This window comes from Allobosea sp. TBD101, assembly GCF_059817965.1.
In genome coordinates this window covers 5,088,851-5,114,732 of the sequence record NZ_CM187543.1, presented here as the reverse complement: position 1 = coordinate 5,114,732, position 25,882 = coordinate 5,088,851, and the positions used below count along the sequence as shown (strand labels likewise).

25 protein-coding genes are annotated in these 25,882 nt (G+C 67.1%); 17 read left to right on the top strand and 8 right to left on the bottom strand.

Features of this window, described 5'->3' with window-relative positions:
- The first annotated feature begins 63 nt into the window (after positions 1-63).
- Genes AC6RIC_RS24820 through AC6RIC_RS24805 form a run of 4 tightly spaced genes read left to right on the top strand, consistent with a single transcriptional unit; the run spans position 64 to position 2,683 of the window.
- Positions 64-702, top strand: a complete 639-nt coding sequence (locus tag AC6RIC_RS24820; RefSeq protein WP_499734352.1) for a lysophospholipid acyltransferase family protein — start codon at positions 64-66, stop codon at positions 700-702.
- Entirely contained in the window at positions 699-1,649 is a 951-nt protein-coding gene (locus AC6RIC_RS24815; protein WP_499734351.1) for a phosphatidate cytidylyltransferase, read from the top strand. The genes AC6RIC_RS24820 and AC6RIC_RS24815 overlap by 4 nt, the downstream gene beginning before the upstream one ends.
- Positions 1,646-2,035, top strand: coding sequence for a hypothetical protein (locus AC6RIC_RS24810; RefSeq protein WP_499734350.1), 390 nt, complete (start codon positions 1,646-1,648; stop codon positions 2,033-2,035). The genes AC6RIC_RS24815 and AC6RIC_RS24810 overlap by 4 nt, the downstream gene beginning before the upstream one ends.
- Before the next feature lie 3 nt (positions 2,036-2,038).
- The gene (locus tag AC6RIC_RS24805; protein ID WP_499734349.1) at positions 2,039-2,683 is read left to right on the top strand and encodes a CDP-alcohol phosphatidyltransferase family protein; all 645 of its coding nucleotides are present in this window, start codon (positions 2,039-2,041) and stop codon (positions 2,681-2,683) included.
- A 12-nt stretch (positions 2,684-2,695) separates the two neighbouring features.
- Here the strand turns inward: AC6RIC_RS24805 and AC6RIC_RS24800 are convergent, their stop codons facing one another.
- The 6 genes from AC6RIC_RS24800 to pdxR form a co-directional block, all read right to left on the bottom strand.
- Positions 2,696-3,841: an iron-containing alcohol dehydrogenase gene (locus AC6RIC_RS24800; protein WP_499734348.1), complete on the bottom strand. Its 1,146-nt coding sequence runs from the start codon at positions 3,839-3,841 to the stop codon at positions 2,696-2,698.
- Positions 3,841-5,223 (bottom strand): aldehyde dehydrogenase family protein, encoded by a 1,383-nt coding sequence (locus tag AC6RIC_RS24795; protein WP_499734347.1) that lies wholly within the window; start codon positions 5,221-5,223, stop codon positions 3,841-3,843. The genes AC6RIC_RS24800 and AC6RIC_RS24795 overlap by 1 nt, the downstream gene beginning before the upstream one ends.
- A 50-nt stretch (positions 5,224-5,273) precedes the next feature.
- Positions 5,274-6,641 (bottom strand): glutamine synthetase family protein, encoded by a 1,368-nt coding sequence (locus AC6RIC_RS24790; RefSeq protein ID WP_499734346.1) that lies wholly within the window; start codon positions 6,639-6,641, stop codon positions 5,274-5,276.
- Between the two features lie 92 nt (positions 6,642-6,733).
- On the bottom strand, positions 6,734-7,078 hold the full coding sequence (locus tag AC6RIC_RS24785; protein WP_499734345.1) for a RidA family protein: 345 nt from the start codon (positions 7,076-7,078) through the stop codon (positions 6,734-6,736).
- Between the two features lie 57 nt (positions 7,079-7,135).
- Entirely contained in the window at positions 7,136-8,746 is a 1,611-nt protein-coding gene (locus tag AC6RIC_RS24780) for a GMC family oxidoreductase (protein ID WP_499734344.1), read from the bottom strand.
- Positions 8,747-8,778: 32 nt separating this feature from the next.
- Complete coding sequence (gene pdxR / locus AC6RIC_RS24775; RefSeq protein ID WP_499734343.1) at positions 8,779-10,320, bottom strand: MocR-like pyridoxine biosynthesis transcription factor PdxR; 1,542 nt, start codon at positions 10,318-10,320, stop codon at positions 8,779-8,781.
- A gap of 134 nt (positions 10,321-10,454) precedes the next feature.
- Here pdxR and AC6RIC_RS24770 point away from each other — a divergent pair, with 134 nt between their 5' ends.
- From AC6RIC_RS24770 to AC6RIC_RS24740, 7 genes are all read left to right on the top strand, one after another.
- Positions 10,455-11,561, top strand: a complete 1,107-nt coding sequence (locus AC6RIC_RS24770; protein WP_499734342.1) for a mandelate racemase/muconate lactonizing enzyme family protein — start codon at positions 10,455-10,457, stop codon at positions 11,559-11,561.
- Complete coding sequence (locus AC6RIC_RS24765; RefSeq protein ID WP_499734341.1) at positions 11,558-13,051, top strand: aldehyde dehydrogenase family protein; 1,494 nt, start codon at positions 11,558-11,560, stop codon at positions 13,049-13,051. The genes AC6RIC_RS24770 and AC6RIC_RS24765 overlap by 4 nt, the downstream gene beginning before the upstream one ends.
- Positions 13,052-13,071: 20 nt before the next feature.
- Positions 13,072-14,370, top strand: coding sequence for an NAD(P)/FAD-dependent oxidoreductase (locus tag AC6RIC_RS24760; protein WP_499734340.1), 1,299 nt, complete (start codon positions 13,072-13,074; stop codon positions 14,368-14,370).
- A 155-nt stretch (positions 14,371-14,525) separates the two neighbouring features.
- Entirely contained in the window at positions 14,526-15,587 is a 1,062-nt protein-coding gene (locus AC6RIC_RS24755) for an ABC transporter substrate-binding protein (protein ID WP_499734339.1), read from the top strand.
- Positions 15,584-16,723, top strand: a complete 1,140-nt coding sequence (locus AC6RIC_RS24750) for an ABC transporter ATP-binding protein (RefSeq protein WP_499734338.1) — start codon at positions 15,584-15,586, stop codon at positions 16,721-16,723. The genes AC6RIC_RS24755 and AC6RIC_RS24750 overlap by 4 nt, the downstream gene beginning before the upstream one ends.
- Complete coding sequence (locus tag AC6RIC_RS24745) at positions 16,720-17,634, top strand: ABC transporter permease (RefSeq protein WP_454658599.1); 915 nt, start codon at positions 16,720-16,722, stop codon at positions 17,632-17,634. Before AC6RIC_RS24750 ends, AC6RIC_RS24745 begins: the two co-directional genes overlap by 4 nt.
- Position 17,635: 1 nt before the next feature.
- On the top strand, positions 17,636-18,451 hold the full coding sequence (locus AC6RIC_RS24740) for an ABC transporter permease (RefSeq protein ID WP_454658598.1): 816 nt from the start codon (positions 17,636-17,638) through the stop codon (positions 18,449-18,451).
- Between the two features lie 48 nt (positions 18,452-18,499).
- Here the strand turns inward: AC6RIC_RS24740 and AC6RIC_RS24735 are convergent, their stop codons facing one another.
- On the bottom strand, positions 18,500-18,787 hold the full coding sequence (locus AC6RIC_RS24735) for a hypothetical protein (RefSeq protein WP_499734337.1): 288 nt from the start codon (positions 18,785-18,787) through the stop codon (positions 18,500-18,502).
- Positions 18,788-19,480: 693 nt separating this feature from the next.
- Complete coding sequence (locus AC6RIC_RS24730; protein ID WP_499734336.1) at positions 19,481-20,107, bottom strand: GNAT family N-acetyltransferase; 627 nt, start codon at positions 20,105-20,107, stop codon at positions 19,481-19,483.
- A gap of 223 nt (positions 20,108-20,330) precedes the next feature.
- Between AC6RIC_RS24730 and AC6RIC_RS24725 the strand changes: the two genes are divergently transcribed.
- The 6 genes from AC6RIC_RS24725 to AC6RIC_RS24700 all read left to right on the top strand — a co-directional run bounded on the left by AC6RIC_RS24725 (position 20,331) and on the right by AC6RIC_RS24700 (position 25,748).
- Complete coding sequence (locus AC6RIC_RS24725; protein ID WP_499734335.1) at positions 20,331-21,197, top strand: ABC transporter substrate-binding protein; 867 nt, start codon at positions 20,331-20,333, stop codon at positions 21,195-21,197.
- A complete protein-coding gene (locus tag AC6RIC_RS24720; protein ID WP_499734334.1) occupies positions 21,197-22,216 on the top strand; it encodes an NAD(P)H-quinone oxidoreductase in 1,020 nt (339 codons plus the stop codon). The genes AC6RIC_RS24725 and AC6RIC_RS24720 overlap by 1 nt, the downstream gene beginning before the upstream one ends.
- Before the next feature lie 64 nt (positions 22,217-22,280).
- Positions 22,281-23,114, top strand: coding sequence for an amino acid ABC transporter permease (locus tag AC6RIC_RS24715; RefSeq protein ID WP_454658592.1), 834 nt, complete (start codon positions 22,281-22,283; stop codon positions 23,112-23,114).
- A gap of 11 nt (positions 23,115-23,125) precedes the next feature.
- Complete coding sequence (locus AC6RIC_RS24710) at positions 23,126-23,944, top strand: amino acid ABC transporter ATP-binding protein (protein ID WP_499734333.1); 819 nt, start codon at positions 23,126-23,128, stop codon at positions 23,942-23,944.
- 19 nt (positions 23,945-23,963) lie between these two features.
- Positions 23,964-24,806, top strand: a complete 843-nt coding sequence (locus AC6RIC_RS24705; protein WP_499734332.1) for an ABC transporter substrate-binding protein — start codon at positions 23,964-23,966, stop codon at positions 24,804-24,806.
- Between the two features lie 69 nt (positions 24,807-24,875).
- Positions 24,876-25,748: a polysaccharide deacetylase family protein gene (locus tag AC6RIC_RS24700; protein WP_499734331.1), complete on the top strand. Its 873-nt coding sequence runs from the start codon at positions 24,876-24,878 to the stop codon at positions 25,746-25,748.
- The last annotated feature ends 134 nt before the right edge of the window (positions 25,749-25,882 follow it).

Below are 25,882 nucleotides of genomic sequence, written 5' to 3'. Positions count from 1 at the left end.
ATATCGACAGGGCTCGAAACAGGCGCTACCTCGTCTAGACGGCTAACGGGGGTGGATCGGGGAATGCGTGAGGCAGGGGCAAGTCTGGCTGGCGCGCTCATTCTCTTCTTCGCCCGCTTCATCACGGCCGTCCGTGGCCGCTGGGCCGGCATCGAGCCCACGGACGAGCAGCGCATCTACTTCGCCAACCATGCCAGCCATGGCGATTTCGTCCTGATCTGGACCGTGCTGCCGCGGCGCCTGCGCTTCATGACCCGTCCCGTCGCGGGGAGCGATTACTGGCTGAAAGGCGCCTTGCGCCGCTTCATCGGCCGCGACGTCTTCAATGCCGTCCTGATCGACCGCGATCGCGGGAGCCGCACCAGTGATCCAATCGTGCAGATGACCGAGGCGCTCGATGCCGGCTCATCGCTGATCGTCTTCCCGGAAGGCACGCGCAACACCACGGAGGCGCGCCTGCTGCCGTTCAAGAGCGGCCTGTTCCATCTGGCGCAGGCGCGGCCGAACGTGGCGCTGGTGCCGGCCTGGATCGACAATCTCAACCGCGTCATGCCGAAGGGCGAGTTCGTGCCGATCCCGCTGATCTGCACCGTGACCTTCGGCGCGCCGCTTCGCCTCGATGAGGGCGAGGCCAAGCCCGATTTCCTGGCGCGGACTGAGGCCGCGCTGCTCGCCCTGTCCCCGAAGGCGAACGCGTCATGACGATGCCGCATCCCGATCTGGTCGCCGTGCTCGCCGGCATTCTCGGCGTCCTCGTCGTCGCCTCCACCATCGGCTTCGTGCTGCAGCGCAAGCTCTCGCCAGACGGTTCCAATGCCGTGGTCGAGAATCTCAACGACCGCATCCGGGCCTGGTGGGTCATGGTCGTGCTGATGGGGCTCGCGCTCATCGGCGGCAAGACCGGTGTGACCCTGCTCTTCGGCTTCTGTTCCTTCGCGGCGCTGCGCGAGTTCATCACGCTGACCGATACGCGCCGCGCCGATCACTGGGCGCTGGCTACGGCTTTCTTCGTCGTGCTGCCGGTGCAGTACTACCTGATCTGGATCGAGTGGTACGGGCTCTACTCGATCTTCATTCCCGTCTACGCCTTCCTGCTGATGCCGATCATCGCCGCGGCGCGCGGCGACACCGACCATTTCCTGATCCGCATCGCCGAGGTGCAGTGGGCGCTGATGATCTGCGTCTTCGCCACCTCGCATGTGCCGGCTTTGCTCAGCCTCGATATCGCCGGCTATGAGGGCCGCAATGTCCTGCTGATCGCCTTCCTCGTCATCGTCGTGCAGATCAGCGACGTCCTGCAATATGTCTGGGGCAAGCTTCTGGGCCGCACCAAGATCGCGCCGAAGCTCTCGCCCTCGAAGACGGTGGAGGGCTTCGTCGGCGGTGCGCTCAGCGCCACCGCCGTCGGCGCCGGCCTGTCCTGGATGACGCCGTTCACGCCGCTTCAGGCGGCCTTCCTCGCGCTGGTCATCGTTCTCATGGGCTTCTTCGGCGGGCTCGTCATGTCGGCGATCAAGCGCGACCGCGGCGTCAAGGACTGGGGCAACCTGATTGCCGGCCATGGCGGCTTCATCGACCGGCTCGATTCGGTCGTCTTCTCTGCGCCGATCTTCTTCCATCTCGTCCGCTATGGTTGGTCGGCCGTATGAGCCCGCCTTTCGCGCGCCTGATGCGGAGCAGCATCGTCCATGTCGGCTTCGCTTTCCTCGCGATGGGCGGCTGGGCGGCCTTCGCCAACCGCGCCCATCCGATGCCGGCGCCGCTCCATGCCGGCCTGCTGCAGGGCGCGATCTCGGCGACGATCACGCTGGTCCTGAAACGCGCGATCGAATGTCTCGCCAGCCGCTTCTCCGGCCTCGCCGCCTTGCTGGCGCCGCCCGTGATCGCCGGCCTCGTCTCCGCGACCCTGCTGACGATCCTGCACACGCTCGGCGGCACGCCCGAGATCGCGAAGACCATCGCCGTGCCGCTCACCGTCGCGACGAGCTATGCCGCGCTCTACAATTATTCGCTCTGGCGCACCCGGAAGGCCTGAATCATGGCGCAGGACGAGAACCGCCGCCCGCTCGCCAGCCGCGATTCCGGCTGGGCCCGCACGATCGCCCGCAAGCTGAGCACGGCCTCGGTGACGCCGAACCAGATTTCGATGGCGAGCATGGCGATGGCGGCCGTCGCCGGCATCGCCTTCTGGCAAGCGGGGGCGGCCACCGGTGGCTCCCGCGTTGCTTTGCTGCTCGTCGCAGCCCTGTTCTGCCAGTTCCGATTGCTCTGCAACCTCTTCGACGGGATGGTGGCGATCGAGGGCGGCAAGCAGGCGCCGGACGGACCCTTCTGGAACGATTTCCCGGACCGCGTCGCCGATATCCTGATCCTTGTCGGCGTCGGCTATGGCGTGGGCCAGCCGGCCTTGGGCTGGGCCGCGGCGGCCTTTGCGGTGCTCACCGCCTATACCCGCGAACTCGGCCGCAATTGCGGACTGCCCGCCGATTTCTCGGGGCCAATGGCCAAGCAACATCGCATGGCGGTGGTCACCGCGGCGGCCGTGCTCTCGCTGGCGGAGCCGCTCTGGAACGGGCACAACCAGATCCTCGTCGGAGCGCTCTGGCTGATCGCAGTCGGGGCTGCGATCACCGCGATCCGGCGCGCTGCGAACATCGTCCGCCAACTGCGCGCCGGTCGATAGTCATCTTCGATCTCAGATCGATTCGATCAGCAGCTTGCGCGCCGCATCGACCGTGAGCTCCACCGGGTTGCCGCCGGTCGAGGGGTCGGCCACGGCGGCCTCGGCCAGTTCGTCGATCCGGTCGGTGCCGACGCCGAGCGCGCCGAGCTTGTCGGGGATGCCGAGATCGGAGCGTAAACCCAGCACGAAATCGTAGAAGCCGTCGAAGCCCCCGGCGATGCCGAGATAGGCGGCGGCGGCCGCGATCCTCTCCTCGATCGCCGGCCGGTTGAAGCGCAGCACCGGCGGCATCACCACGGCGTTCGTGGTGCCGTGATGGGTATGGTAGACCGCGCCGACCGGGTGGGAGAGCGAATGGATCGCGCCGAGCCCCTTCTGGAAGGCGACGGCGCCCATCGCGGCCGCCGCCATCATCTGCGTGCGCGCCTCGATATCGCTGCCGTCGGCATAGGCGCGGGGCAGATAGGTCTTCACCAGCCGCATACCTTCGAGCGCGATGCCTTGGCTCATCGGATGGAAGAAAGGCGAGGAATAGGCTTCGAGGCAATGCGCGAAGGCATCCATGCCCGTGCCGGCGGTGATCGCCTTGGGCATGCCGACCGTGAGCTCGGGATCGCAGATCGTCACGCCCGGCAGGAATTTCGGGTGGAAGATGATCTTCTTGGTATGGGTCTGCGAATTGGTGATGACCGAGGCGCGGCCGACCTCGGAGCCGGTGCCAGCCGTGGTCGGCACGGCGACGATCGGCGCGATGCCCTCGACAGAGGCGCGCGTCCACCAGTCGCCGACATCCTCGAAATCCCAGACGGGTCTGGTCTGGCCGGCCATGAAGGCCACGCATTTGCCGAGATCTAGGCCGGAACCGCCGCCGAAGGCGACGACGCCGTCATGCCCGCCCGCCTTGAAGGCGCGGACGCCGTCGTCGAGATTGCGGTCGTTCGGGTTCGGATCGACATCGGCGAAGATCGCCCGGCCGAGCCCGCCGGCCTCGAGGATGTCGAGCGCGCGGCCCGTGATCGCCATCGTCGCCAGCCCGCGATCGGTGACGAGCAGCGGCCGCTTCATGCCGAGCGCCTTGCAGTGGTCGGCCAGTTCCCTGATCCGCCCGGCGCCCAGCTTGACGGCGGTCGGATAGCTCCAGTTCGCGGTGATCGGCATCAGCCAGCTCTCTTCAGATGGTAGGATTTCGGACGGGTGAGGTTGTGGAAGCCGATGACCGAGAGCGAGCCGCCCCGCCCGGTCTCCTTGACGCCGGTCCAGCACAGCGCCGGGTCGAGATAATCGGCGCGGTTCATGAAGACGGTGCCGGTTTCAAGCTCCGCACCCAAACGGGCGGCACGCTCGGCATCGCCGGTCCAGAGCGAGACGGTAAGGCCGTATTTGGAATCGTTCATCAGCGCGAGCGCTTCGGCATCGTCGTGCACCTTCATGATGCCGACAGCCGGGCCGAAGGTCTCCTCGCGCATGATCGTCATCGAATGATCGACGTCGACCAGGATCTGCGGCGCGAGATAGGCGCCGCCATCGTCCTGCGGGAAGAGCTTGGGATCGACCAGCGCCCGCGCGCCCTTCGCGGTTGCTTCCGCGATCTGCTCGCGGACGACCTGTGCGAAGCGCTTATGCGCCATCGGGCCGAGCGAGGACTCGGGATCGAGCGGGTTGCCGAGCCGGTAATTCGAGACCCAGGCGACCGATTTCTCGACGAAGGCGTCGTAGAGGCTCTCATGCACATAGATGCGCTCGATACCGCAGCAGCACTGCCCGGAATTGAAGGTCGCGCCGTCCATCAGCGTATCGACGGCCTTGTCGAGATCGGCGTCCTCCATGACATAGCCGGGGTCCTTGCCGCCGAGCTCAAGCCCGATGCCGGTGAAGGTGCCGGCCGCCGCGCGCTCGATCGCCTGCCCGCCCGCGACCGAGCCGGTGAAATTGATGAAGTCGAACTGCTTCCCGGCGATCAGGCGCGACGAGGTCTCGTGGTCGAGAAAGACATTGGCGAAGACCTCCTCCGGCACGCCGGCCTCGTGAAAGGCGCGTGCCAATCGCTCGCCGGTGAGGAGCGTCTGGCTGGCCTGCTTGAGGATGACCGCATTGCCGGCGATGAGCGCCGGCGCGACCGAGTTGATCGCGGTCATATAGGGGTAGTTCCATGGCGCGATGACGAAGACGACGCCATGCGGCTCGCGCGCGATGAAGCGCTTGAAGGCGGCGCTGTCCTCGATGACAACAGGTGCCAGCGCCTCGCCCGCGATCGAGGCCATGTAGTTCGAGCGCTCGTTGAAGCCCTTGAACTCACCGCCATACTTCACCGGACGGCCCATCTGCCAGGCGAGCTCGGTCACCACCTCCTGGCCCATCTCGTTAAGCCGCGCGACGCCCCTGAGCACCAGCGCGATGCGCTCGTCGAGCGGGCGCTTCGCCCAGGATTTCTGCGCCTTGCGGGCGCGAGCCACCACGGCTTTGGCGCCGTCGAGGCTCAGGGCAGGCCGCTCGGCATAGACCGAGCCGTCCACCGGCGACACGCATCGGATCATCGTCATCGTCACTATCCGTCTGGCTGAAGGCTTTTGCTGCGGGAGGAGGGGGGCGGTCAGGCGCGTTCGAAACCGCGCTTCACTTCCCAATCGGTGATCCGGCGATCGTATTCCTCCTGCTCCCATTCGGCGGCGCGGACATAATGGTCGATCACGTCGTCACCGAAGGCCTTGCGCAGCATCGCCGAGCCCTTCAGCGCCACGGTCGCATCACGCAGGGTCTTCGGGATTTCGCGGACGTTCCGGTCGCCATAGGCATCGCCGACGAAAGCCTCCTCCAGCTCCATCTTCTTCTCGATGCCGTCGATGCCGGCGGCGAGCAGCGCCGCCATGGCGAGATAGGGATTGAGGTCCGAGCCGCCGACGCGGCATTCGATGCGAATACCCTTGGTGCCGGCGCCGCAGAGCCGGTAGCCGGCGGTGCGGTTGTCGGCGCTCCAGATCGCCTTGGTCGGCGCGAAGGTACCGGCGACGAAGCGCTTGTAGGAGTTGATATAAGGCGCGAGGAAGCCGGTGATGTCGGAGGCATGGGCGAGAAGCCCCGCGACATAGTTCCGCATCAGCGGCGACATGCCGTGTTTCGCCTGCGCATCGAGGAAATGCGGGGTCTTGCCGTCGGCGCTCCAGAGCGACTGGTGGATATGCGAGGAGGAGCCGGCATGCGCGTTGCTCCACTTGGCGAGGAAGGTGATCGACTTGCCCTGCGACCAGGCGATCTCCTTGCAGGCGTTCTTGATGATCGCATGCCGGTCCGCCATCGTCAGCGCGTCGGCATAGCGGACATTGATCTCCTCCTGCCCGGCCGAAGCCTCGCCCTTGGAGTTCTCGACCGGGATGCCGGCGCCCTGCAGGCCGTTGCGGATCGCCCGCATCACCGCCTCTTCCTTGGTCGTCTGGAAGATGTGGTAGTCCTCGTTGTAGCTGCTCGCCGTCTTGAGATCGCGATAGCCGCTGGCGCAGGCGTTCTCGTAGCTCTGGTCGAACAGGAAGAATTCGAGCTCGGTCGCCATATAGGCCTTGAGCCCCATCGCCTCGAGCCGCCTGACCTGCTTCTTCAGCACGGCGCGCGGCGAATGCGGAATGTCATGGCCGTGATGGTCCTGCACGTCGCAGAGCACGAGCGCGGTGCCTTCGAGCCATGGCACGCGGCACAAGGTCGAGAGGTCGGGCTTCATGGTGTAGTCGCCGTAGCCGGCGGCCCAGCTCGTCGCCGCATAGCCGGCTACGGTTTCCATCTCCATGTCGGTCGCGAGCAGGTAGTTGCAGCTATGCGTCTCGTGATGCCCACTCTCCAGGAAGAAGGCGGCATGGAAGCGCTTGCCCATCAGGCGCCCCTGCATGTCGACGAGACAGGCCAAAACCGTATCGATGCGGCCGGCGGTGACATCCTGCTTCAGAGCGTCGAGCGTGTAGGCTTGCGTCATGCCGGTCATCCATCTCCGATGCGCGATCTTCACACGGGAATGCGTCCGGCGGAATAGCCGGCTCGCATGTTCTCGTGCGGTTTATGCGGGGATCAGACCAGCGCCTGGACCTGGATCTCGACCAGGATGTTCTCGGCCGCCAGGCGCGACTCGACGGTGGCGCGGGCCGGCGGTTGCGCCGGATCGACCCAGGCTTCCCAGGCGGCGTTCATCTCGCTGAAATTCGCGATGTCCTTCAGCCAGATATTGGCGACGACGATGCGGGTCTTGTCGGTGCCGGCCATCGCCAGATAGCCGTCGATCTGCTTGAGGATGTCGGCCGTCTGCTCGCGCACGCCACCGCTGCGATCGGCTGCAGTGAGGCCTGAGAGGAAGGCGAAGCCGTTGGCGACGAGCACCTTGCTCAATCGTCCGGTCACTTCATGGCGTGTGATCATGGTCTGTCCTCCGGGGAAAGATGCCGGCGACGGCCGGCGGGGCAGGGGAATTCGCTCTCAGCCTTCCGCCATCAGGGCGGCGGCGCGCTCTCCGACCATCATGGCCGGCGCGTTGATGTTGCCCGATGGGATAGTGGGGAAGATCGAGGCGTCGACGACGCGCAGGCCTTCGACGCCATGCACCCGCAATCTGGCGTCGACCACGGCGTCGCTCACGTCGGGGCCCATCCGGCAGGTCCCACAGGGGTGGAAGACCGAATAGGCGTTCGCGCGGATCGCGGCGACATGCGCCTCCTCGTCGGCGGCTTCCGGCCCCGGCCGGATCGCGGTGTCGATCACGGCGGAGAGCGTCGGTGTCGCGGCGAGCCGGTGCAGGAAGCGCGCGCCGTCCAGCAGGATGCGCAGGTCCTCGGGATCGGAGAGATAGTTCGGCGCGATCTCCGGCGCGACCTGCGGATCGGGCGAGCGGATCGCGACATGGCCACGGCTGAGCGGGCGACAGGGCGAGACGCTGAGGCTGAAACCGGGGAACGGGTCGGGCTTCATCAGGGCGCGCACGCCCGGCACGGCGCGCTCATAGCTCAGCGGCGAGAAATAGAGCTGCATGTCGGGCCGCGTCAGCTCCGGCCGGGTGCGATAGAATCCACCGCCCTGGTTGACGCTGAGCGAGAGCGGCCCGCGCCGCCGCAACAGATAGTTCGCGGCCATGCCGATGCGGGCGGGCCAGGACAGCAGCGCCTCGTTCAGGCTCGGCCGCTTCGAACGATAGACATGGTCGTAGCAGAGATGGTCCTGCAGGTTGCTGCCGACGGCCGGCTGGTCGAGCAGCGGCGTGATGCCGTGCTGCTTCAACAGCTCCGCCGGGCCGATGCCGGAGAGCTGCAGCAATTGCGGCGAGTTGAATGCGCCGCCGGAGAGGACGACCTCCCTGCGGGCGCCGAAGCGCAAGGTCTCGCCGCCGCGCTTGGCTTCGACGCCGATGGCGCGCCGTCCGTCGAACAGGATGCGCGTCACCTGCATGTCGGTTTCGAGTTTCACGCCCCCGCGCCGCCTTGCCGGATGCAGGAAGGCGCGCGCAGCCGACTCGCGCCGGCCACCGCGCGTGGTGATCTGGTAGAAGCCGGCGCCTTCGCTGGTCGCGCCGTTCAGGTCCGGATTGAAGCCCAGGCCCGCTTCGCCGGCCGCCTTGACGAAGAGCGGCGTGAGCAGATGAACCTCCTTGGCGACGTTCTCGACATGCAAGGGGCCGCCTGCACCATGCCAGATGGAGGCGCCCAGCGCGTGGTCCTCCATGCGCCTATAGGCGGCGAGCACCTCGGCCCAGCCCCAGCCGGGATTGCCGAGCCGCTGCCATTCGTCGAAATCCTCGGCCTGGCCGCGGGCATAGACCATCGCATTGATCGCGCTCGATCCGCCGACCACCTTGCCGCGCGGCTGGTAGATTTCCCGCCCATCCAGCCCGGCTTGCGGCGTGGTCCGGTACATCCAGTTCATGCGGCGATGGTAGAAGGTCTTGCCGTAGCCGATCGGCAGATGGACCCAGGGGCTGAGATCGCGCGGCCCGGCCTCGATCACCAGGATCGAACCATGGCCGGCTTCGGCGAGCCGCCCGGCCAGCACGCAGCCGGCCGAACCCGCGCCGACGATGATCACGTCCCATTCGCTCAAGATGCTCTCACCCGCTGTGCCTGCCGGAATTGCTAGGGAGAATTGGGCTTCCCGCTAAGGGCCATTCCCGCCGAAGCGTCAGTCCACTCGCCGGCCGCCATGAGGTCGTCGATGCTGCGGCGCAGGTCGAGGACGCCGGCCTTGATCTCCGCCGTGGTGAAGCCGCTGAAGCCCAGCACGAGACCGTCTTGCGCGACGGGTTCGAGGCAGAAGCGGCTGATCGGCGCGACCGTCACGCCGCGCCGGGCGGCGGCCTGCGTCAGCGCGACGGCATCGAGCCCGTCACGGAGAGAGGCGATGGTATGCATGCCGGTCTGGGTCGGCACGACCTCCAGATCGGGCGCCAGATACTCCCGCGCAGCGTCCTCCAGCGCCTGGTAGCGCTCCTGGTAGAGCTTGCGCATCCGGCGCACATGCGTCGCGAAATGCCCCTCGACGATGAAATCGGCGACGATGCCTTGCAGCGCCGTCGGAACGCCCGGCGAAAAGGCTTCGAGGCAGATGCCCATCTGCTCGACCAGATGCGGCGGCGTGACGAGGAAGCCGAGCCGCAATGACGGGAACAGCGTCTTCGAGAAGGTCCCGACATAGATGACGCGGCCGCTGCGATCGATGCTGGTCAGCGTCGCCATCGGCGCGCCCTGGAAGCAGAACTCGCCGTCCCAGTCGTCCTCGATGATCCAGGCGCCGCTGGCCTCGGCCGCCTCCAGCAGGGCGAGCCGCCGCTCCAGGCTCATCTTGGCGCCGAGCGGTTGCTGATGTGCCGGCGTCACGAAGGCGAGCCTGAATTCGGGCGCGCGGCGCAGGCCCTCCTCGACCACGAGCCCGGCCTCGTCGACCGGGACGGGCACGATCTCGACGCCGGACTGGATCATGCTGTTGCGGGCGCCGATCGCGCCGGGATCCTCGAACCAGACCTTGTCGCCGGGGTCGAGCAGCGTCGCGGCGATCAGTTGGAAGGCCTGCTGCGCGCCGGCCACCACGAAGACCTGCTGCCATTCGCAGGCGATGCCGCGATTGAGTCTGAGATGCGCGGCGATGGCCTGGCGCAGGGCCCGCTCGCCATGTGGATCGGGATAGCCGAGCACCTGATGGCGCGGCTTGCGCCAATGCTTGCCGGATAGCCTGGCCCATTGCGCCATCGGGAAGGCGTCGAAGGCCGGCATCGCCGTGGTGAAGGCGCGGGGCTGGTGCGGCAGGCGCGTGCCGAACAGTTTTGACGCCGTGTTCATGGCCTGCGCCAGCTTGACCCGCGCCGTCGGCGCGGCGACGGCGGCGGCGGCCGGCGCGGGCCGTTCGTTTGCCAGCGCCTGGCTGACATAGGTGCCGGAGCCGACGCGGGTCTCGATCAACCCCTCCGCCGCAAGGCGCTCGAAGCTTTCGACGATGGTGGTGCGGGCGACCCTGAATTCCTGCGCCAGCGTCCGCGTCGCCGGCAGGCGCTCGCCGACCTTGAGCGTGCCGCCGAGGATCAGTTCGCGCAGGCCGGCGCAGATCTGGACGCTGAGCCCATGCTCGCCCTCGCGATCCAGCACGATCGACTGGAGCAGGGCGCCTTCCTCGCGTTTGACCATGATGCCTTGAGTGAGAGTGGACTGTCGATTTGGCGAGAATGGACCTTGGGATCAGGCCAATTCAAGCCCCTTCTTGCACCGAAGCTGCCCCGCGGTCCCGCCGGGCGGCGCTCCCGGAACGGATAGCGGCAGCGATGAAGATCACCCGGCTCGAAAGCTTCTCGACGCAGGACGTCGGCTTCGTCCGCGCCACATGCGAGGATGGCAGCCAGGGCTGGGGCCAGTTCTCGCCGTATAATGCCGACATCACCGCGACGGTCTTCCACCGGCAGGTCGCGCGCTGGGCGGTTGGCGCGGATGGCTTCGACATCGACGAATTGATCGCGACCATCGGTGAGCGCGAGCACAAGTTCCCCGGCTCCTATCTCTGCCGCGCCATGACCGGGCTCGATACGGCCCTGTGGGACCTGCGCGGCCGGATCGAGCGGAAAAGCGTCTGCGAATTGCTCGGCGGCACGCCGCGTCCCTTCCCGGTCTACGCCTCCAGCATGAAGCGCGGCGAGATCACGCCGGAGGACGAGGCCGAGCGCTTCCTGCGCCTGCGCGATGCTTATGGCTACCGCGCGTTCAAGTTCCGGGTCGGGCGCGAATGCGGCCGCGATATCGACGAATGGCCGGGCCGGACGGAGGCGATCGTGCCGCAGATCAGGCGCGCGCTCGGCGCCGAGGCGACGCTGCTCGTCGATGGCAACAGTGCCTATTCGCCGGCCAAGGCCATCGCGGTCGGCAGGATGTTGCAGGACCACGGCATCGTCCATTTCGAGGAGCCCTGTCCCTATTGGGAGCATGCCTGGACGCGTGAGGTCCGCGAGGCCCTCGATCTCGACGTCACCGGTGGCGAGCAGGACTGCGATCTCGCCGTCTGGCGCGCGATGATCGACGGCCGCGTGGTCGACGTCGTGCAGCCGGATGTCTGCTATATCGGCGGCGTCGGGCGCATGCTGACAGTCGCCCGCTGGGCGGAGGCCGCCGGCCTGCCGGTGACGCCGCATTCGGCGAACCAGTCGCTGGTGACGGTGTTCACGCTGCACATCATGGGCGCGCTCGCCAATGCCGGCCCCTATGTCGAGTTCTCGATCGAGGGGCCGGATTATTACCCCTGGGAGCAGGGGCTGCTGCGCAACCCGCCGCAGGCGCGCGACGGCATGGTCGCGATCCCCGACGGCCCGGGCTGGGGCGTCGAGATCGAGCCGTCCTGGCTCGACAAGGCCGCCTATCAGGTCACGGAGATCGGCGCGTGATCCTGGACCGTGCCGAACTCGTCGCCGAGGCCGTCAGGACGGGAGCACTCGCCGGCCTGCCGGGCGGGCATTTCATCGACGGGCGCTTCGTCGAATCCGTCTCCGGGCGGCGGATGGAGAGCTTCGACCCCGGCCGGGGCAAGGCTTTCGCAACGGTCGCAGCCGGTGATGGCCAAGACATCGATCGCGCGGTCGCAGCCGCCCGCGCTGCGCTCTCCGGCCCATGGTCGCGCCTGAGCCCGGCCGCGCGCGGCGACATCCTGATGCGGGCCAGCCGCCTGATCGCCGAGCGCGCGGCCCGCTTCGCCGTGGTCGAGACCCTCGATTCCGGCAAGCGTCTTGCGGAAGCCGAGGGCGATGTCGGCGGCGTCGTGAAGGCCTTCGCCTATTATGCCGGCGCGGCCGACAAGCTGCATGGCGACAGCATACCTGTTGGCCCCGACCATATCGGGCTGACGATCGAGGAGCCGGTCGGCGTCGCCGCCCAGATCGTGCCCTGGAACTATCCGCTCTCGACGGCGGCGCGCGGCATCGCGCCCGCGCTCGCGGCCGGCTGCACGCTCGTGGTCAAGCCGGCTGAGCAGACGCCTTTCACCACGCTGATGCTGGCGGAGTTGTTGCACGAAGCCGGCCTGCCCGTAGGCGTGCTCAACGTCGTCGCTGGCACCGGTGCCGAGGCAGGTGCTGCGCTCGTCGCCCAGCCCGGCATCGACCACATCACCTTCACCGGCTCGGTCGCGACCGGGCAGCGCGTGATGCGCGCCGCGGCCGAGCATGTCACCCGCCTTGTGCTCGAGCTCGGCGGCAAATCGCCCCTCGTCGCGCTCGCCGATTGTGATGTCGACGCAGCCGTGGCCGGGATCATGGAAGCGATCTTCGAGAATGCCGGACAGATCTGCTCGGCCGGCTCGCGCCTGATCGTCGAGGAGGCGATTGCCGAACCCTTGCTCGAACGTCTTGTCGCCAGCGCGAAAGCCTTGCGGCCGGGCCATGGCCTGAGCGATGCGGGTATCGGGCCGATCAATTCGGCGGCACAGCTCGCGCGCGTCGCAGCCCATGTCGACCGCGCCCGCGCCGCCGGCAATCGCATCCTGACCGGTGGCGCGATCGTCCCGCCCGAGGATTGCGGCGGAGGCTGGTTCTACCAGCCGACCATCGTGCTCGCGCGGGGGACGGACGATCCGCTGGTGCAGGAGGAGATCTTCGGGCCGGTGCTGACGGTGCAGGTCGTCCCCGATTTCGACGAGGCCATCGTCGCGGCGAACGCGACGTCCTATGCGCTGGTCGCGGGCATCTACACCCGCGATCACGCCAAGGCCTGGCGCTATGCGCGGGCTGTCGATGCGGGCCAGGTCTATATCAACGAGTTCTTTGCCGGCGGCATCGCGATGCCTTTCGGCGGCAACCGCAAATCCGGCTTCGGCCGCGCCAAGGGCATGGCGGGCTTGCGCTCCTACTGCAAGCTCAAGAGTGTGGTGGCGCGAATCTGATCCGGGGGGATGACGCGATAATGTCGAGCGATCTGTTCGCCAGTGATTTCAAGGCTGCGCCCTATTGGTGGGACGAGGTGCCACGGCCCGACCTGCCGCGTAGCGAGCCGCCGCAGCAGGCCGAGGTCGTCATCGTCGGCTCCGGCTATACGGGCTTGCAGGCCGCGCTCCAGACCGCGCGCGGCGGGCGCCATACGGTCGTCCTCGATGCCGAGGCGGCGGGCTTCGGTTGCAGCACCCGCAATGGTGGCCAGATTTCGACCAGCGTGAAGCCGGGCTTCGACGAACTCGCCCGCCGCCATGGCCGTGAACGCGCCTTCGCGATCATGCAGGAGGGCCGGAATTCCCTTCGCTATATCGGCGATTTCGTCCGGGACGAGGGGATCGATTGCGATTTCGGCGTCGTCGGTCGCTTTCATGCGGCGCATGCGCCGGGCCGATACGAGGAGCTGGCCCGCAGCGTCGGCACGCAGCCGAAGGGGCTGGAAGTCGCCTGCCATGTCGTGCCGCGCGCTGAGCAGCGCAGCGAGATCGGCTCCGATCTCTACCATGGCGGCGTCGTCTACGAGAGCCATGCCTCGATCAACCCGGCCCGCTACCATCAGGGGCTGTTGCAGCGCGTCGTCGCGGCAGGCGCCGAGCTTGTCCCGCATTGCCCGGCGACGGGCATCGAGCGCATCGGGCAGGATTTCCTCGTCCAGACCCCGCGCGGCACGATCCGCACCCGCGATATCGTCATCGCCACCAATGGCTATACCGGCCCGCTGACGGCTTGGCTGCGCCGCCGTGTCATCCCGATCGGCAGCTATGTCATCGCAACCGAAGCGCTGGAGCCGGCGCTGGTCGACAGGCTGATCCCGAAGAACCGCATCGTCAGCGACACCCGCAAGGTGGTCTATTACTACCGCGCCTCGCCCGACCGGCGGCGCATCCTGTTCGGCGGCCGCGTCTCGCTGAGCGAGACCGATCCGCGCCGCAGCGGGCCGCTGCTCCATGCCGCGATGAGTCGCATCTTCCCGGAACTCGCCAATCGCAAGATCAGCCATTCCTGGTGCGGCCTCGTCGCCTACAGCTTCGACGAGCTGATGCATATCGGCCGGCACGAGGGCATGCATTACGCCATGGGCTATTGCGGTTCCGGCGTCGGCATGGCGAGTTATCTCGGCATGCGTCTGGGCCAGCAGGTGCTCGGCCTCGCCGAAGGCAAGACCGCCTTCGACGGCCTGCCCTTCCAGACGCGACCTTTCTACAGCGGCAATCCCTGGTTCCTCGCGCCGTCCGTCCTCTACTACAGCTGGCGCGATCGTTTGGCCCGCTGACGCGATAAAGTGGTCGCCCCGAATTCTCAGAGTGGACCTTATGGCCAGACCAATTTCGCCGGACCCTGCATGAGGCGAGACGTGCGGACGCCGTTGATCGGCCAACCGCGCGCTCATCTTTGGGGAACGCATCGTTCAAACGGGAGAACAGACACATGCCGCGCCAGCCGATCACGCCGACGAAAACGGCCCTTGCCCTCGTCATGGGCCTGGGCCTGTTGAGCGCTGCGCCCGCCTGGGCGCAGGAACTGACCGTCGTCTCCTTCGGCGGCTCCTATCAGGAGGGCCAGAGCAAGGCGCTCTTCCAGCCCGCGGCGAAGGCCTTAGGCATCAAGGTCAAGGAGGAGACCTATACCAGCATCGCCGACCTGCGCCTCAAGGTGAAGGCCGGCGCCGTGACCTGGGACGTGGTCGCCAGCGGCTCCGGCAGCGCCGCCCGCGCCGGCGCCGAGGGCATCCTCGAGAAGCTCGACTACAAGGTCATCGACACCTCGAATTTCCTGCCCGGCACGGCGCAGGATTATTGCGTCGGCGGCGACGTGTTCTCGACCGTGCTCGCCTGGAACACCAAGACCTACGGCCAGAACGGCCCGCAGAGCTGGGCCGACTTCTGGGACGTCAAGAAATTCCCCGGCAAGCGCTCCTATCGCAAGGGCGTGGCCGGCGCGCTGGAGCCGGCCCTGATGGCCGACGGTGTTCCCGCCAACAAGGTCTATGAGGTTCTCTCGCAACCGGGCGGCATCGAGCGCGCGATCAAGAAGATCCGCGAATTGAAGCCGCATATCGCGGTCTGGTGGAGCTCGGGCGCGCAGCATGCCCAGCTCATGAAGGACGGCGAGGTCGACATGATCACCGGCTGGAACGGCCGCTTCGACGTCGCCGCCAAGGACGGCGCCAAGGTCGCCTATACCTTCAACCAGGGCCTGCTCGACTATGATTGCTTCGCGATCGCCAAGGGCGCGCCGAACAAGGATCTGGCGATGAAGTTCCTCGCTGAGATCAGCAAGCCGCAATACCAGGCCGAGTTCACGAAATACATCACCTACGGCCCGACCAACAAGAAAGCCTATGAGGGCGGCGCGATCGATGCGGCCTATGCCAAGACGCTGCCGTCCCATCCCGACAATGCCGGCAAGCAGCTGCCGGTGGACCTCGACTGGTACACCAAGTTCGAAGCCCAGGCCTCCTCCGCCTACCAGAACATGCTGACCGAATGAGACTGGCCGGCGACCACGAGCGGCCGCGCGATGCGGCCGCCTCGGACCCGGGTTCCGCGACGGCCCTGCCCATCGCGGTCCGGCGGCTGAGCAAGGCTTATGGCGCGGTGCCCGTGCTGGACGAGATCGATCTCGATGTCCGGCCGGGCGAGTTCCTGACCCTGCTCGGCCCCTCCGGCTCGGGTAAGACGACGCTGCTGATGGCGATCGCCGGCTTCCTGCGGCCCGACAAGGGCTCGATCCGCTTCGGCGAGCGCGAGGTCGTGCGCCTTGCGCCGCACAAGCGCGAGATCGGCATGGTCTTCCAGAACTACGCGCTGTTTCCGCATATGGATGTCGCGCGTAATGTCGGCTTTCCCTTGCGATTGCGCCGCGTGCCGGCGGCCGAGGCCGCCCGGCGCGTCGAGGCGGCCCTGGAGATGTTCCAGCTCGGCGGCTTCGGCGGGCGCCGCATCGACCAGCTCTCCGGCGGCCAGCGCCAGCGCGTCGCGCTTGCCCGCGCCATCGTCTTCGAGCCGCGCATCATCCTGATGGACGAGCCGCTCTCGGCGCTCGACAAGCAGCTGCGCGAGCGCATGCAGATCGAGTTGCGCCAGCTCCATGAGCGGCTGGGCACCACGACCGTTTATGTCACGCATGACCAGCGCGAGGCGCTGACCATGTCGGACCGCGTCGCCATCCTCGATCGCGGCCGGATCGCCCGTATCGATACGCCGCGCGCGATCTATGACGATCCCCGCAGCCGCTTCGTCGCCGAATTCATCGGCGAATCCTCCTTCCTCGACGTCGCGGTGACCGATGGCGTCGCTCGTGCTGCCGGCGCGACCATCCGCGCCGACAACCTGCCGACCCGGCAGGGGCGCTGCACGATGGTGCTGCGGCCGGAGCGCCTGCATCTGCTCGGACCGGGCGAAGGTGAGGGGATGAACTGCTTCGAGGGCCGCGTCACCGGCGCGGTCTACCAAGGCGACACGCTGCTGCTGCAGACGGTCCTGAACGGCGGCAGCCCGGTCGCGCTGCGCCTGACCACACGCGGCGGCGAAGGCCCACCGCTTGCGCCCGGAACGCCCGTCCGCATCGGCATCGCGGTCTCCGATACCGTGCTGCTGCCCGACGAGGCGCGAGGCGCGCTGTGACGACCGTCAGCGCCTTCGATCCCGCCGGTTCGGCCGGGGACGACCACGCCGCCGGCCTGCGGCGCGACCAGTGGCGCGAGCGCATGGGGCTCGCAGGGCTGGCGGCGCCGGCGCTCCTGCTCGTCACCGTCACCATGCTGGTCCCCGTCGGCTGGCTCTTCGGCCTATCCTTCCTCGACGATAACGGAGCGCTGAGCCTCGAACACTATCGGCGCATGCTGGCCGAGCCTTCCTATGGCCGGACCTTCCGTACCACTTTCGAGATCAGCTTCGTTACCACGCTGATCTGTATCCTGCTCGGCTATCCCCTGGCCTATTTCCTGTCGCAACTGCCGCGCCGCGCCGCCAATCTCTGCATGATCGCGGTGCTCCTGCCGTTCTGGACCTCGCTGCTGGTGCGCACCTATGCCTGGCTCGTGCTGCTCCAGCGCAGTGGGCTCATCAACACATGGGGCATGAAGCTCGGCCTCTGGAGCGAGCCCTTGCAGCTGGTGCACAACATGGGCGGCACGCTGATCGGCATGGTCCATATCATGCTGCCCTTCATGGTGCTGCCGCTCTACGGCACGATGCGTGCGATCGACCGCAACCTGCTGCGGGCAGCCGCCAGCCTCGGCTCGACGCCGGTCCATGGCTTCTGGACCGTGTTCTTCCCGCTCTCGCTGCCGGGGCTCGCGGCCGGCGCCGCGCTCGTCTTCGTGCTCTGCCTCGGCTTCTACGTGACGCCGGCCATGCTCGGCGGCGGCAAGGTGACGATGGTCTCGAACCGCATCGCCAACGATATCGAACTCTTCTTCAACTGGGGCGCGGCGAGCGCGCTTGGCGTCGTGCTGCTGGTGATCACGCTGGTCGTGCTCGTGCTCGCGGCGCGGCTGTCGCGCGGGGCCGGTCTGTTCGGGGCGGGGCACTGAGATGAGCTGGCTCGATCGTCCCGCGAGCGATACGCAGATAAGCCACGGCGCGCGGCTCTGGCTCTATGCGGTCGGCGCGCTGGTGCTGGCCTTCCTGGCCATACCCACGCTGATCGTCATCCCGATGTCCTTTTCCCAGTCGCAATATCTGGAATTCCCGCCGCGGGAATGGTCGCTGCGCTGGTACGAGGCCTATTTCTCCTCGTCGAGCTGGATGGCGGCGACCGCGACCTCGTTCAAGGCGGGCTTCTGCACCGCGCTGCTGGCGACGCCGATGGGCACGCTCGCCGCCTATGGCCTGCACGCTGCGCGCCTGCGCTTCGCCGGGCTCGCGATCCTCGCTTTGCTGACGCCGACGATCGTGCCGGTCATCCTTGTCGGGATCGCGCTGTTCTACGCCTATGTGCAGCTCAAGATGGTCAACTCGTTCCTCGGCATCGTGCTGGCGCATACGATGCTGGCGGTGCCGATCGTGATGATGATCGTCGGCTCGGCCCTGAAGAGCTTCGATCTCGATCAGGAGCGGGTGGCGCGCAGCCTTGGCGCGACGCGGACGCAGGCCTTCCTGCAGGTGACGGCGCCGCAGATCGGCTTCGCCCTCGTCACCTCGGCGGTGCTGTCCTTCCTGACCTCCTTCGACGAGGTCGTGGTCGCGCTCTTCGTCTCCGGTGGCGACAATGCGACGCTGACGCGGATGATGTTCCTGGCGCTGCGCGATCAGATCGACCCGACCATCGCCGCGATCTCGACGATCATGATCGTGATCACGTCGCTGCTGCTGGCGGTGTCGCAGCTCTTCGGCAAAAGCGAGAGCTGAGGACGCGACCGCTCGCCTCTCGTCGAACTGATCGTCTGTTGGGCGCCCTCAATCGCGCTTCCGCCGGGAGCGAAAGCGATCGAGCAGGCCGAGACACCACAGCGCGAAGCGCGCCATCGGCCTTTGCAGCACGGGGAAGTCGGCGGCGAGAAGGAGCAGGCCGAGCGGCAGCATCCAGGCGCCCAGCAGAGGCAGGAACGAGAAGATCCCGCCCGCGATCAGGCCGATCCCGGCGGGAATGCGGACCAGCCGGGACTCGGGATGACGCAGCCAGCGCAGGCCTGCGGCCAGCCAGGGAGGCAGCTCGCGCTCGATGCGCGTGAAGGCCTGGCGCAATTCCTGTCGGGACGAGAGCGGCTGCATGATCGGGCGTCTGTCGCCTCATCGGGCCGGAGGAAAGCCGGCTATCGGATCAGCGAACGACGACGCCTTGCCGACGCACCCCTTTGGACGTGCGGCACGAGCAATCGTCTCCGAGAGAGGCCGGTCGCGCGAGGGCGCACAGCCGTGCAGACGTTCGGCAATGGCGCCCGAGTCCGCTCGTCCGCTCCGCCCTGCGATAGTACTGGCCCGATGACCGGCTCGGTTCGTAGAAGCGCGGGCTGTTGGCGCCGGCCCCGACCGGCGGCCCGGCTCCCGGAATGCCACCCTGGCTCGAATGCAGCCTGAGATCCGGCACATTGTCCGTGATCGACGGCGGCCCCAGCCCCTGTCGCGGGCCGCCGGGGTAGAGCGGGCCAGTACCGGGCGTCGCGTCGAACTGGGCGCTGGCGGGAAGGGGCATCAGCGCGGCCAGCAGGGCTGCAGTCGCTGCGATGAGAGCGCGCATCATGCTGCACCTGTTCTTCCGAGTGGGCTTGTGTCGCATCGTCCAACCATCTGCTCGCGTCGGTGTGGAACGCAAGGCGGATGGTCCTGTTCCGGTGCCTAGAGCGCATCCGCGATTCTTCGAATCCCGGATGCGCTCTGGACCTTTATTCTATCGCATTTTCTTCACGCGAACCGGTTTCCACTTCGCTCGAAAATGCGCTAGCGGCCGGGGCTGATCACCGATGTCACCTCCGACCACTGCGTCCAGCCCAGCACCTGATACAGGGCCCGGCCATCCGGCGTCGCGATCAGCGTGCCCTGGCTTGCGCCACGTTCCACCGCGCGCCGGGTCAAGGCACCCATGACCGTGGTCCCCAGGCCCAGCCGTCGATGCGCCGCCTGCGTGAGAATCTGGTCGAAGACGGCATGGCCGTCGACCATGCCGGCAGAACCGCTGGCCGCCAGGTCCCCGTCGTCGCTCGTGACCTCGACCCTGATCGCCGCGCCATCATCCCGTGAGGCCAGCCGGTAGCCGGGCGGCAACGGCAGGTCTTCGGGTGCTGCGAGCGTGGTCGTCATGAGAAAGGCGCGCTCGCGTAGGGTCCAGTTGTCCGGGAGCAGCGGCGCGGCGGCTTCGCGTGGCGCCGGCGCCTCGATATAGATCCCCCGCGCCTCGATCGACCGCGCCAGCTCCGACAGTACCGCGGGATCGAATCCGGGCAGTACGAAACGGCCGCGCTGGTCCGGCTTGCCGATCTCCAGCCACAGGCCGGTCGGCACGGCTTCCGGGGCAGGGTAGCCGCGCGTCAGCGCATAGCCGGAAGCCCAGATTTCGATGGGATTCATGGTCCGATCTCCGCTCGTAAGACAGGCGGAGAAGGCCCGGCCCGCACGATCCTCGCGCATATAAGCGCACCGAATAGAGGCCGGAAATATATCATAGCGCGTGGCCGCTCCGTTCCCGGGCATGCCCGCTAAGATCGCGCAGCGCCAAAAAGGCGCTCGGTTGCCGAACCTGCTCGACCTCAGGGTCTCGCGATTTCGCCAGCCGGCAAAACGGGGAACCATGATGACCGCTCATTTTCCGGCCGGACGACACCTTTCGGCAGCCGCTTTCGCCCTCGCATCCGCGCTCGCCGCCGCGACCCCGGCTTCCGCTCAGCAAAGCAGCATCCCGCTGCCGGCTGCACTGAAATCGGCCGGGCAGATCGTCGTCGGCATCGAAACCACCTATCCGCCGATGGCCTTCAAGGATCCGAAGACCAACGAGCGCGCCGGCTTCAATGTCGAGCTCGTCAATGCGATCGCTCGGGAACTCGGCATCGCCGTGAAGTGGGAGGAGATGAGCTTCGAACAGCTCATGACCTCGCTGACGACCGGCCGCATCGACATGATCGGCACCGCGATCAGCGACCTGCCGTCCCGCCGCGAGAAGCTCACCTTCGTCGATTATCTCGCGACCGGCGCGCAGCCCTTCGCGCTTGCCACCAAGGCGGGCGAACTGAAGAGCAATGCCGATCTCTGCGGCAGGACGGTCGGTGCGCCCCGCACCACGAGCTACATGCCGGTGACCGCAGCCTGGAGCGAGAAGAACTGCACCGGCGCCGGCAAGCCCGCGATCACGGTGAACGGCACGGCCGGCGCGACCGCGACGCGGCTCGAACTCAAGCAGGGCCGGCTCGATGCCGCCGTGCTCGGGCCGGAATATGTCGCCTATCTCATGGCCGACGAGCCCAACACCTACGCCTTCGTCGGCGAGCCGCTGAATAAGACGCTGTTCGGTCTCGCCTTCGACAAGAAGAGCGTCGAATTGCGCGACGCCGTCGCCAAGGCGACTGCGGTGGTGATGAAGAACGGCGGCTATCAGCAGGCCCTGAAGAAATTCGGCCTCGAACGGCAGAGCCTTTCCGAACCCACGATCGACGCCGGCCAGTGATGCCGGCCCTGGCGATCGGCGATACGTTGATGAAGGCCGCGGTGCTCAGGCAATTCGGCGGGCCGGAAGCGCTGGTCTGGGACGATGCTCCGGCCCCGCGCGCCGGGCCGGGCGAGATCGTGCTGCGCGTCCACGCGGCGGCGCTGAACTATGCCGACCTGCTGCAGCGCCGCGGCAGCTATGGCATCGAGCAGAGCCTGCCGCGCATCATCGGCTATGAATGCTCAGGCGTCATCGCGGAGACCGGCGCCGGTGTGGCCGGCTGGCAGGTCGGCGATGCAGCCTGTGCCCTGGTTTCGGGCGGCGCCTATGCCAGCCTCGTCGCGGTGCCCGCGGCGCAGGTGCTGCCGATTCCCATCGGTATCGGCCTCATCGAGGCGGCCGCTCTGCCCGAAGCGGCCTGCACCGTCTGGTCGAACGTGCTCGATCTCGGCGCCCTCAAGGCTGGCGAGACCCTGCTCGTCCATGGCGGAGCCGGCGGCATCGGCTCCTTCGCCATCCAGGCGGCCAGGGCGATCGGCGCCCGCGTCTTCGCCACGGCCGGCAGCGGGGACAAGCTTGATCGTTGCCGCGATTTCGGCGCTGACCGGGCGATCTCCTATACGGACGAGGATTTCGTCGCCGTGATCGAGGCCGAGACCGGCGGGCGCGGCGTCGACGTCATCCTCGACAATATGGGCGCCGCCTATCTCGGCCGGAACGTCGCGGCGCTCGCTTTCGATGGCCGCATCACGATGATTGGCCTGCAGGGCGGGCGCGATGCGCAGGTCAATCTCGGTGCGATGATGCGCAAGCGCGCCGCCCTGTTCACGACCTCGCTGCGAGACCGGCCGCCCGCGGCCAAGGCGCGGATCGTGGCCGGCGTCCGTGATGATCTCTGGTCGCATGTCGCCGCCGGGCGCATCCGCCCCGTTATCGACCGCAGCTTTCCGCTCGCGGAGGCCGCTGCCGCGCATCGCTACATGGAAAGCGGCAGCCATGTCGGGAAGATCCTGCTGATCGCGCCGGAGTCCGTCTGAGCTTCCGGCAAGTCTTTTGCTTACCCACCGCCTTTCACCGACGACCTCAAGCCATCGAGGCCAGATGACCGCCGAAACCGAAAACCTCATCATCGTCCCCCGCCGGCATTTCGGGCGGATCATAGGTGCCGCGATCGTCTGCATCGCGCTGGCCGCGATCGTGCGCGCCTTCGCCGTCGGCCAGATCGAGTGGGACTATGTCGCCGAATTCCTGACCGTGCCGGCGATCCTGACCGGTCTCGTCAACACGATCGTCATGGCGATCCTGGCGATGGTGCTCGGCATCACGCTCGGCGTCGTCTTCGCGGTGATGCGGCTCTCGGCCAATCCCGTGCTCTCGAATACGGCGATCGGCTATATCTGGTTCTTCCGGGCCGTGCCGGCGCTGCTGCAATTGCTGCTCTGGTTCAACCTCGCGCTGGTCTTCCCGACGCTGGGCATCCCCGGCCTGTTCTCGTTCAAGACCGTCGAGGTGATGACGCCCTTCGTCGCGGCTTTGCTCGGGCTCGGCATCCAGCAGGGCGCCTTCACGGCTGAAGTGGTCCGCGCCGGCCTGCTCTCGGTCGATAACGGCCAGTACGAGGCGGCCCAGACGCTGGGCATGACGCGGCTGCAGCTCCTGCGGCGGATCATCATGCCCCAGGCCATGCGCGTGATCGTGCCGCCGATCGGCAACGAGTTCATCGGCATGGTGAAGCTCACCTCGCTGGCGAGCGTCATCCAGTTCGCCGAGATCCTGCACAGCGCGCAGAACATCTACTACGCCAATTCGCGCGTCATCGAGCTGCTGATCGTGGCCGCCATCTGGTACCTGGTCGTGGTCACCGTGCTCAGCCTGATCCAGGGCCGGATCGAGGCCTATTATGCCCGCGGCGTCGCCGCGCCGGCGAAGCGCTGAGGAGCGGCACGATGACCGATACCCTCCCTCAGGTCCGCACGACCGATCCCGATCATCTCGCGGCCGGCGCCCCGCTCGTCCTCGCCCAGAAGGTCGAGAAGCACTTCGGCCCGCTCAAGGTGCTGAAGGGCATCGACATCGCCGTCCCCAAGGGCGAGGTGCTCTGCATCATCGGCCCCTCCGGCTCGGGCAAGAGCACCTTCCTGCGCTGCATCAACCAGCTCGAGCGCATCGATGGCGGCGCGCTCTGGGTCTCCGGCGAGCGCGTCGGCTATCACCGCGACGGCAACAAGCTCTATGAGCTGGACGACAAGGCCATTGCTCGCCAGCGCCGGTCGATCGGCATGGTGTTCCAGCGCTTCAACCTGTTCCCGCATCTCACCGCCCTGCAGAACATCATCGAGGGGCCGGTGCAGGTGCTGCGCGAGCCGGCCACTGACGCGACGAAGCGGGCGCTCGCGCTGCTGGAGCGCGTCGGCCTTGCCGACAAGCGCGACGCCTATCCTTCGCAGCTATCGGGGGGCCAGCAGCAACGCGTCGCCATCGCCCGTTCGCTCGCCATGCGGCCCGAACTGCTGCTCTTCGACGAGCCGACCTCGGCGCTGGACCCGGAGCTGGTCTCCGAGGTGCTGAAGGTGATGCGCGACCTCGCCGAGAGCGGCATGACCATGATCTGCGTCACCCACGAGCTCGGCTTCGCGCGCGACGTCGGCCATCGCGTCGCCTTCATGGACCAGGGCCAGATCGTCGAACTCGGCGATCCGCGCACCGTGCTGACCGATCCCAGGGAGGCGCGCACCCGCGCCTTCATCAACGCCGTCCGTCACTGATCACAAAAAGGGGAATACCATGTCGAAGACATCCATCCTGCTCGGCCTCTCGGCCATCGCGCTCTGCGCCACTGCCGGCTTCGCCCAGGCCCAGAGCCTGCCGGCGCGCATCCTGGAGAAGAAGACGATCTCGGTCGCCAATGTGCCGAATTACCCGCCGCTCGAGTTCAAGGATCCCAAGACCGGCACGCTGACCGGCCTCGACATCGATCTCGGCAACGCGATCGCCCAGAAGCTCGGCATCACCATCAAATGGGAGGAGATCAGCTTCGAGGGCATGATCCCGGCGCTGACAACCGGCCGCGTCGACATGATCCTGTCCGGGATGAGCGACCTGCCGACGCGGCGCGAAACCCTCGATTTCGTCGATTATCTCGCCTCGGGCGCGCAGTTCTACACCAATGCCGACCGCAAGGACGAGTTCAAGGATCTCGCCGCGCTCTGCGGCAAGAAGGTCGGCGCCAGCCGCCGCACCTCCTTCCCGAAGGAGATGGAGACCTGGAGCAAGGAGAATTGCGAGGCCAAGGGCAAGCCGGCCATGCAGATCGTCGGAACCGAAGGCTCGGCCGACGCCCGCACGCAATTGCGCCAAAAGCGCCTCGACGCCGCCGTGCAGGGCAGCGAGACCTTGCCTTATCTGATGGGCCAGGAGCCCGGCGTCTATGCCATCCTCGGCGCGCCCTTCACCACCGTCTACCAGGGCCTGGCCTTCGCCAAGAAGGACACCGAATTGCGCGATGCCGTCGCCAAGGCCTTCGCCACCATGCTGGCCGACGGCACCTATGCCGCCGTGCTCAAGAAATGGGAGCTCGGCGAGGCCAAGGTCGACAAGCTGATGATCAACGGCGAAGCCAAGAATTGATCACGCACTAACCGCATTCGTCGCGCCCCGGCCATCCGGCAGGGGCGCTCCTCTCGAAAGACGACCTCCATGCTGACCGACTTCCCTCACCGCGTCGCCAATCTCGCCGATCCCGCGCCGGATTATCCCTGGCCGGAGGGCTATCGCAGCGCGGTCTTCCCGGCCTTCGACGTCGATGCCGAGACGGCCTGGCTGAACTACGATGCGAAGAACACCGACCGGCTGGTGACGCTCTCCCATGGCGGCTACGAGCAGCGGGTCGGCGTGCCGAAGATCCTCGAGCAGCTTCGCCTCCAGGAGATCAAGGCGACCTTCTTCATCCCCGGCTGGGTTGTCGAGGTGCATCCGGCGATGTGCGAGGCCATCGCCAGGGACGGGCACGAGATCGGCCATCACGGCTATTCGCACAAGCGGCCGGAGCCCGGCGACTTCGCCGTCGACAAGGAGGAGATCGACAAGACGCTCGACATCTTCAAGCGCATCCTCGGCGTCACGCCGGTCGGCTACCGCGCCCCCTCGGGCGAGAACTACGACGAACTGCTCGGCTATCTCCGCGACAAGGGCATTCTCTATTCCTCCTCGTTCCGCGACGACATCCGGCCCTATCGCCACAAGCTGCGCGACGGCTCGAAAGGCCCGATCGAATTGCCGGTGGACATGTATTTCGACGATTGGCTCTACGGCCTGTCCCAGCGCTTCTCCCCGCGCCCGATGTTCCCGAAGGAGCATGTGCTTTCGATCTGGAACGACGAGCTCGACCAGCTCCGCGAATGGGGTGGCCTTGTCTCGATGGTGATGCACCCGCAGGTCTCTGGCCGGCCGATGCGGATCGGCATCATGCGCGAATTCCTGGCCCGTGCCCGCGGGTTCGGCGACGTCTGGATCGCGACCGGCCAGCAGATCGCCGAGCATTTCATCGCGCAGGAAAAGAAGGCGGGCTGAGCCCGGCCATCGACGCTCCGCCGTCATCCCGGGCGGATCGAAGCGGAGACCCGGGATCCATGCCGGAACGGTTCAGGCATGGATCCCGGATCGGCGCCGCTGACGCGGCTTGTCCGGGATCATTTCGACCAGCA

Excerpts from the sequence above, each read along its gene's own strand:
- AC6RIC_RS24820 (WP_499734352.1), top strand. The coding sequence starts at position 64 with ATGCGTGAGGCAGGGGCAAGTCTGGCTGGCGCGCTCATTCTCTTCTTC.
- AC6RIC_RS24815 (WP_499734351.1), top strand. The coding sequence starts at position 699 with ATGACGATGCCGCATCCCGATCTGGTCGCCGTGCTCGCCGGCATTCTC.
- AC6RIC_RS24810 (WP_499734350.1), top strand. The coding sequence starts at position 1,646 with ATGAGCCCGCCTTTCGCGCGCCTGATGCGGAGCAGCATCGTCCATGTC.
- AC6RIC_RS24805 (WP_499734349.1), top strand. The coding sequence starts at position 2,039 with ATGGCGCAGGACGAGAACCGCCGCCCGCTCGCCAGCCGCGATTCCGGC.
- AC6RIC_RS24800 (WP_499734348.1), bottom strand. The coding sequence starts at position 3,841 with ATGCCGATCACCGCGAACTGGAGCTATCCGACCGCCGTCAAGCTGGGC.
- AC6RIC_RS24795 (WP_499734347.1), bottom strand. The coding sequence starts at position 5,223 with ATGACGATGATCCGATGCGTGTCGCCGGTGGACGGCTCGGTCTATGCC.
- AC6RIC_RS24790 (WP_499734346.1), bottom strand. The coding sequence starts at position 6,641 with ATGACGCAAGCCTACACGCTCGACGCTCTGAAGCAGGATGTCACCGCC.
- AC6RIC_RS24785 (WP_499734345.1), bottom strand. The coding sequence starts at position 7,078 with ATGATCACACGCCATGAAGTGACCGGACGATTGAGCAAGGTGCTCGTC.
- pdxR (WP_499734343.1), bottom strand. The coding sequence starts at position 10,320 with ATGGTCAAACGCGAGGAAGGCGCCCTGCTCCAGTCGATCGTGCTGGAT.
- AC6RIC_RS24770 (WP_499734342.1), top strand. The coding sequence starts at position 10,455 with ATGAAGATCACCCGGCTCGAAAGCTTCTCGACGCAGGACGTCGGCTTC.
- AC6RIC_RS24760 (WP_499734340.1), top strand. The coding sequence starts at position 13,072 with ATGTCGAGCGATCTGTTCGCCAGTGATTTCAAGGCTGCGCCCTATTGG.
- AC6RIC_RS24755 (WP_499734339.1), top strand. The coding sequence starts at position 14,526 with ATGCCGCGCCAGCCGATCACGCCGACGAAAACGGCCCTTGCCCTCGTC.
- AC6RIC_RS24750 (WP_499734338.1), top strand. The coding sequence starts at position 15,584 with ATGAGACTGGCCGGCGACCACGAGCGGCCGCGCGATGCGGCCGCCTCG.
- AC6RIC_RS24740 (WP_454658598.1), top strand. The coding sequence starts at position 17,636 with ATGAGCTGGCTCGATCGTCCCGCGAGCGATACGCAGATAAGCCACGGC.
- AC6RIC_RS24730 (WP_499734336.1), bottom strand. The coding sequence starts at position 20,107 with ATGAATCCCATCGAAATCTGGGCTTCCGGCTATGCGCTGACGCGCGGC.
- AC6RIC_RS24725 (WP_499734335.1), top strand. The coding sequence starts at position 20,331 with ATGACCGCTCATTTTCCGGCCGGACGACACCTTTCGGCAGCCGCTTTC.
- AC6RIC_RS24720 (WP_499734334.1), top strand. The coding sequence starts at position 21,197 with ATGCCGGCCCTGGCGATCGGCGATACGTTGATGAAGGCCGCGGTGCTC.
- AC6RIC_RS24715 (WP_454658592.1), top strand. The coding sequence starts at position 22,281 with ATGACCGCCGAAACCGAAAACCTCATCATCGTCCCCCGCCGGCATTTC.
- AC6RIC_RS24710 (WP_499734333.1), top strand. The coding sequence starts at position 23,126 with ATGACCGATACCCTCCCTCAGGTCCGCACGACCGATCCCGATCATCTC.
- AC6RIC_RS24705 (WP_499734332.1), top strand. The coding sequence starts at position 23,964 with ATGTCGAAGACATCCATCCTGCTCGGCCTCTCGGCCATCGCGCTCTGC.
- AC6RIC_RS24700 (WP_499734331.1), top strand. The coding sequence starts at position 24,876 with ATGCTGACCGACTTCCCTCACCGCGTCGCCAATCTCGCCGATCCCGCG.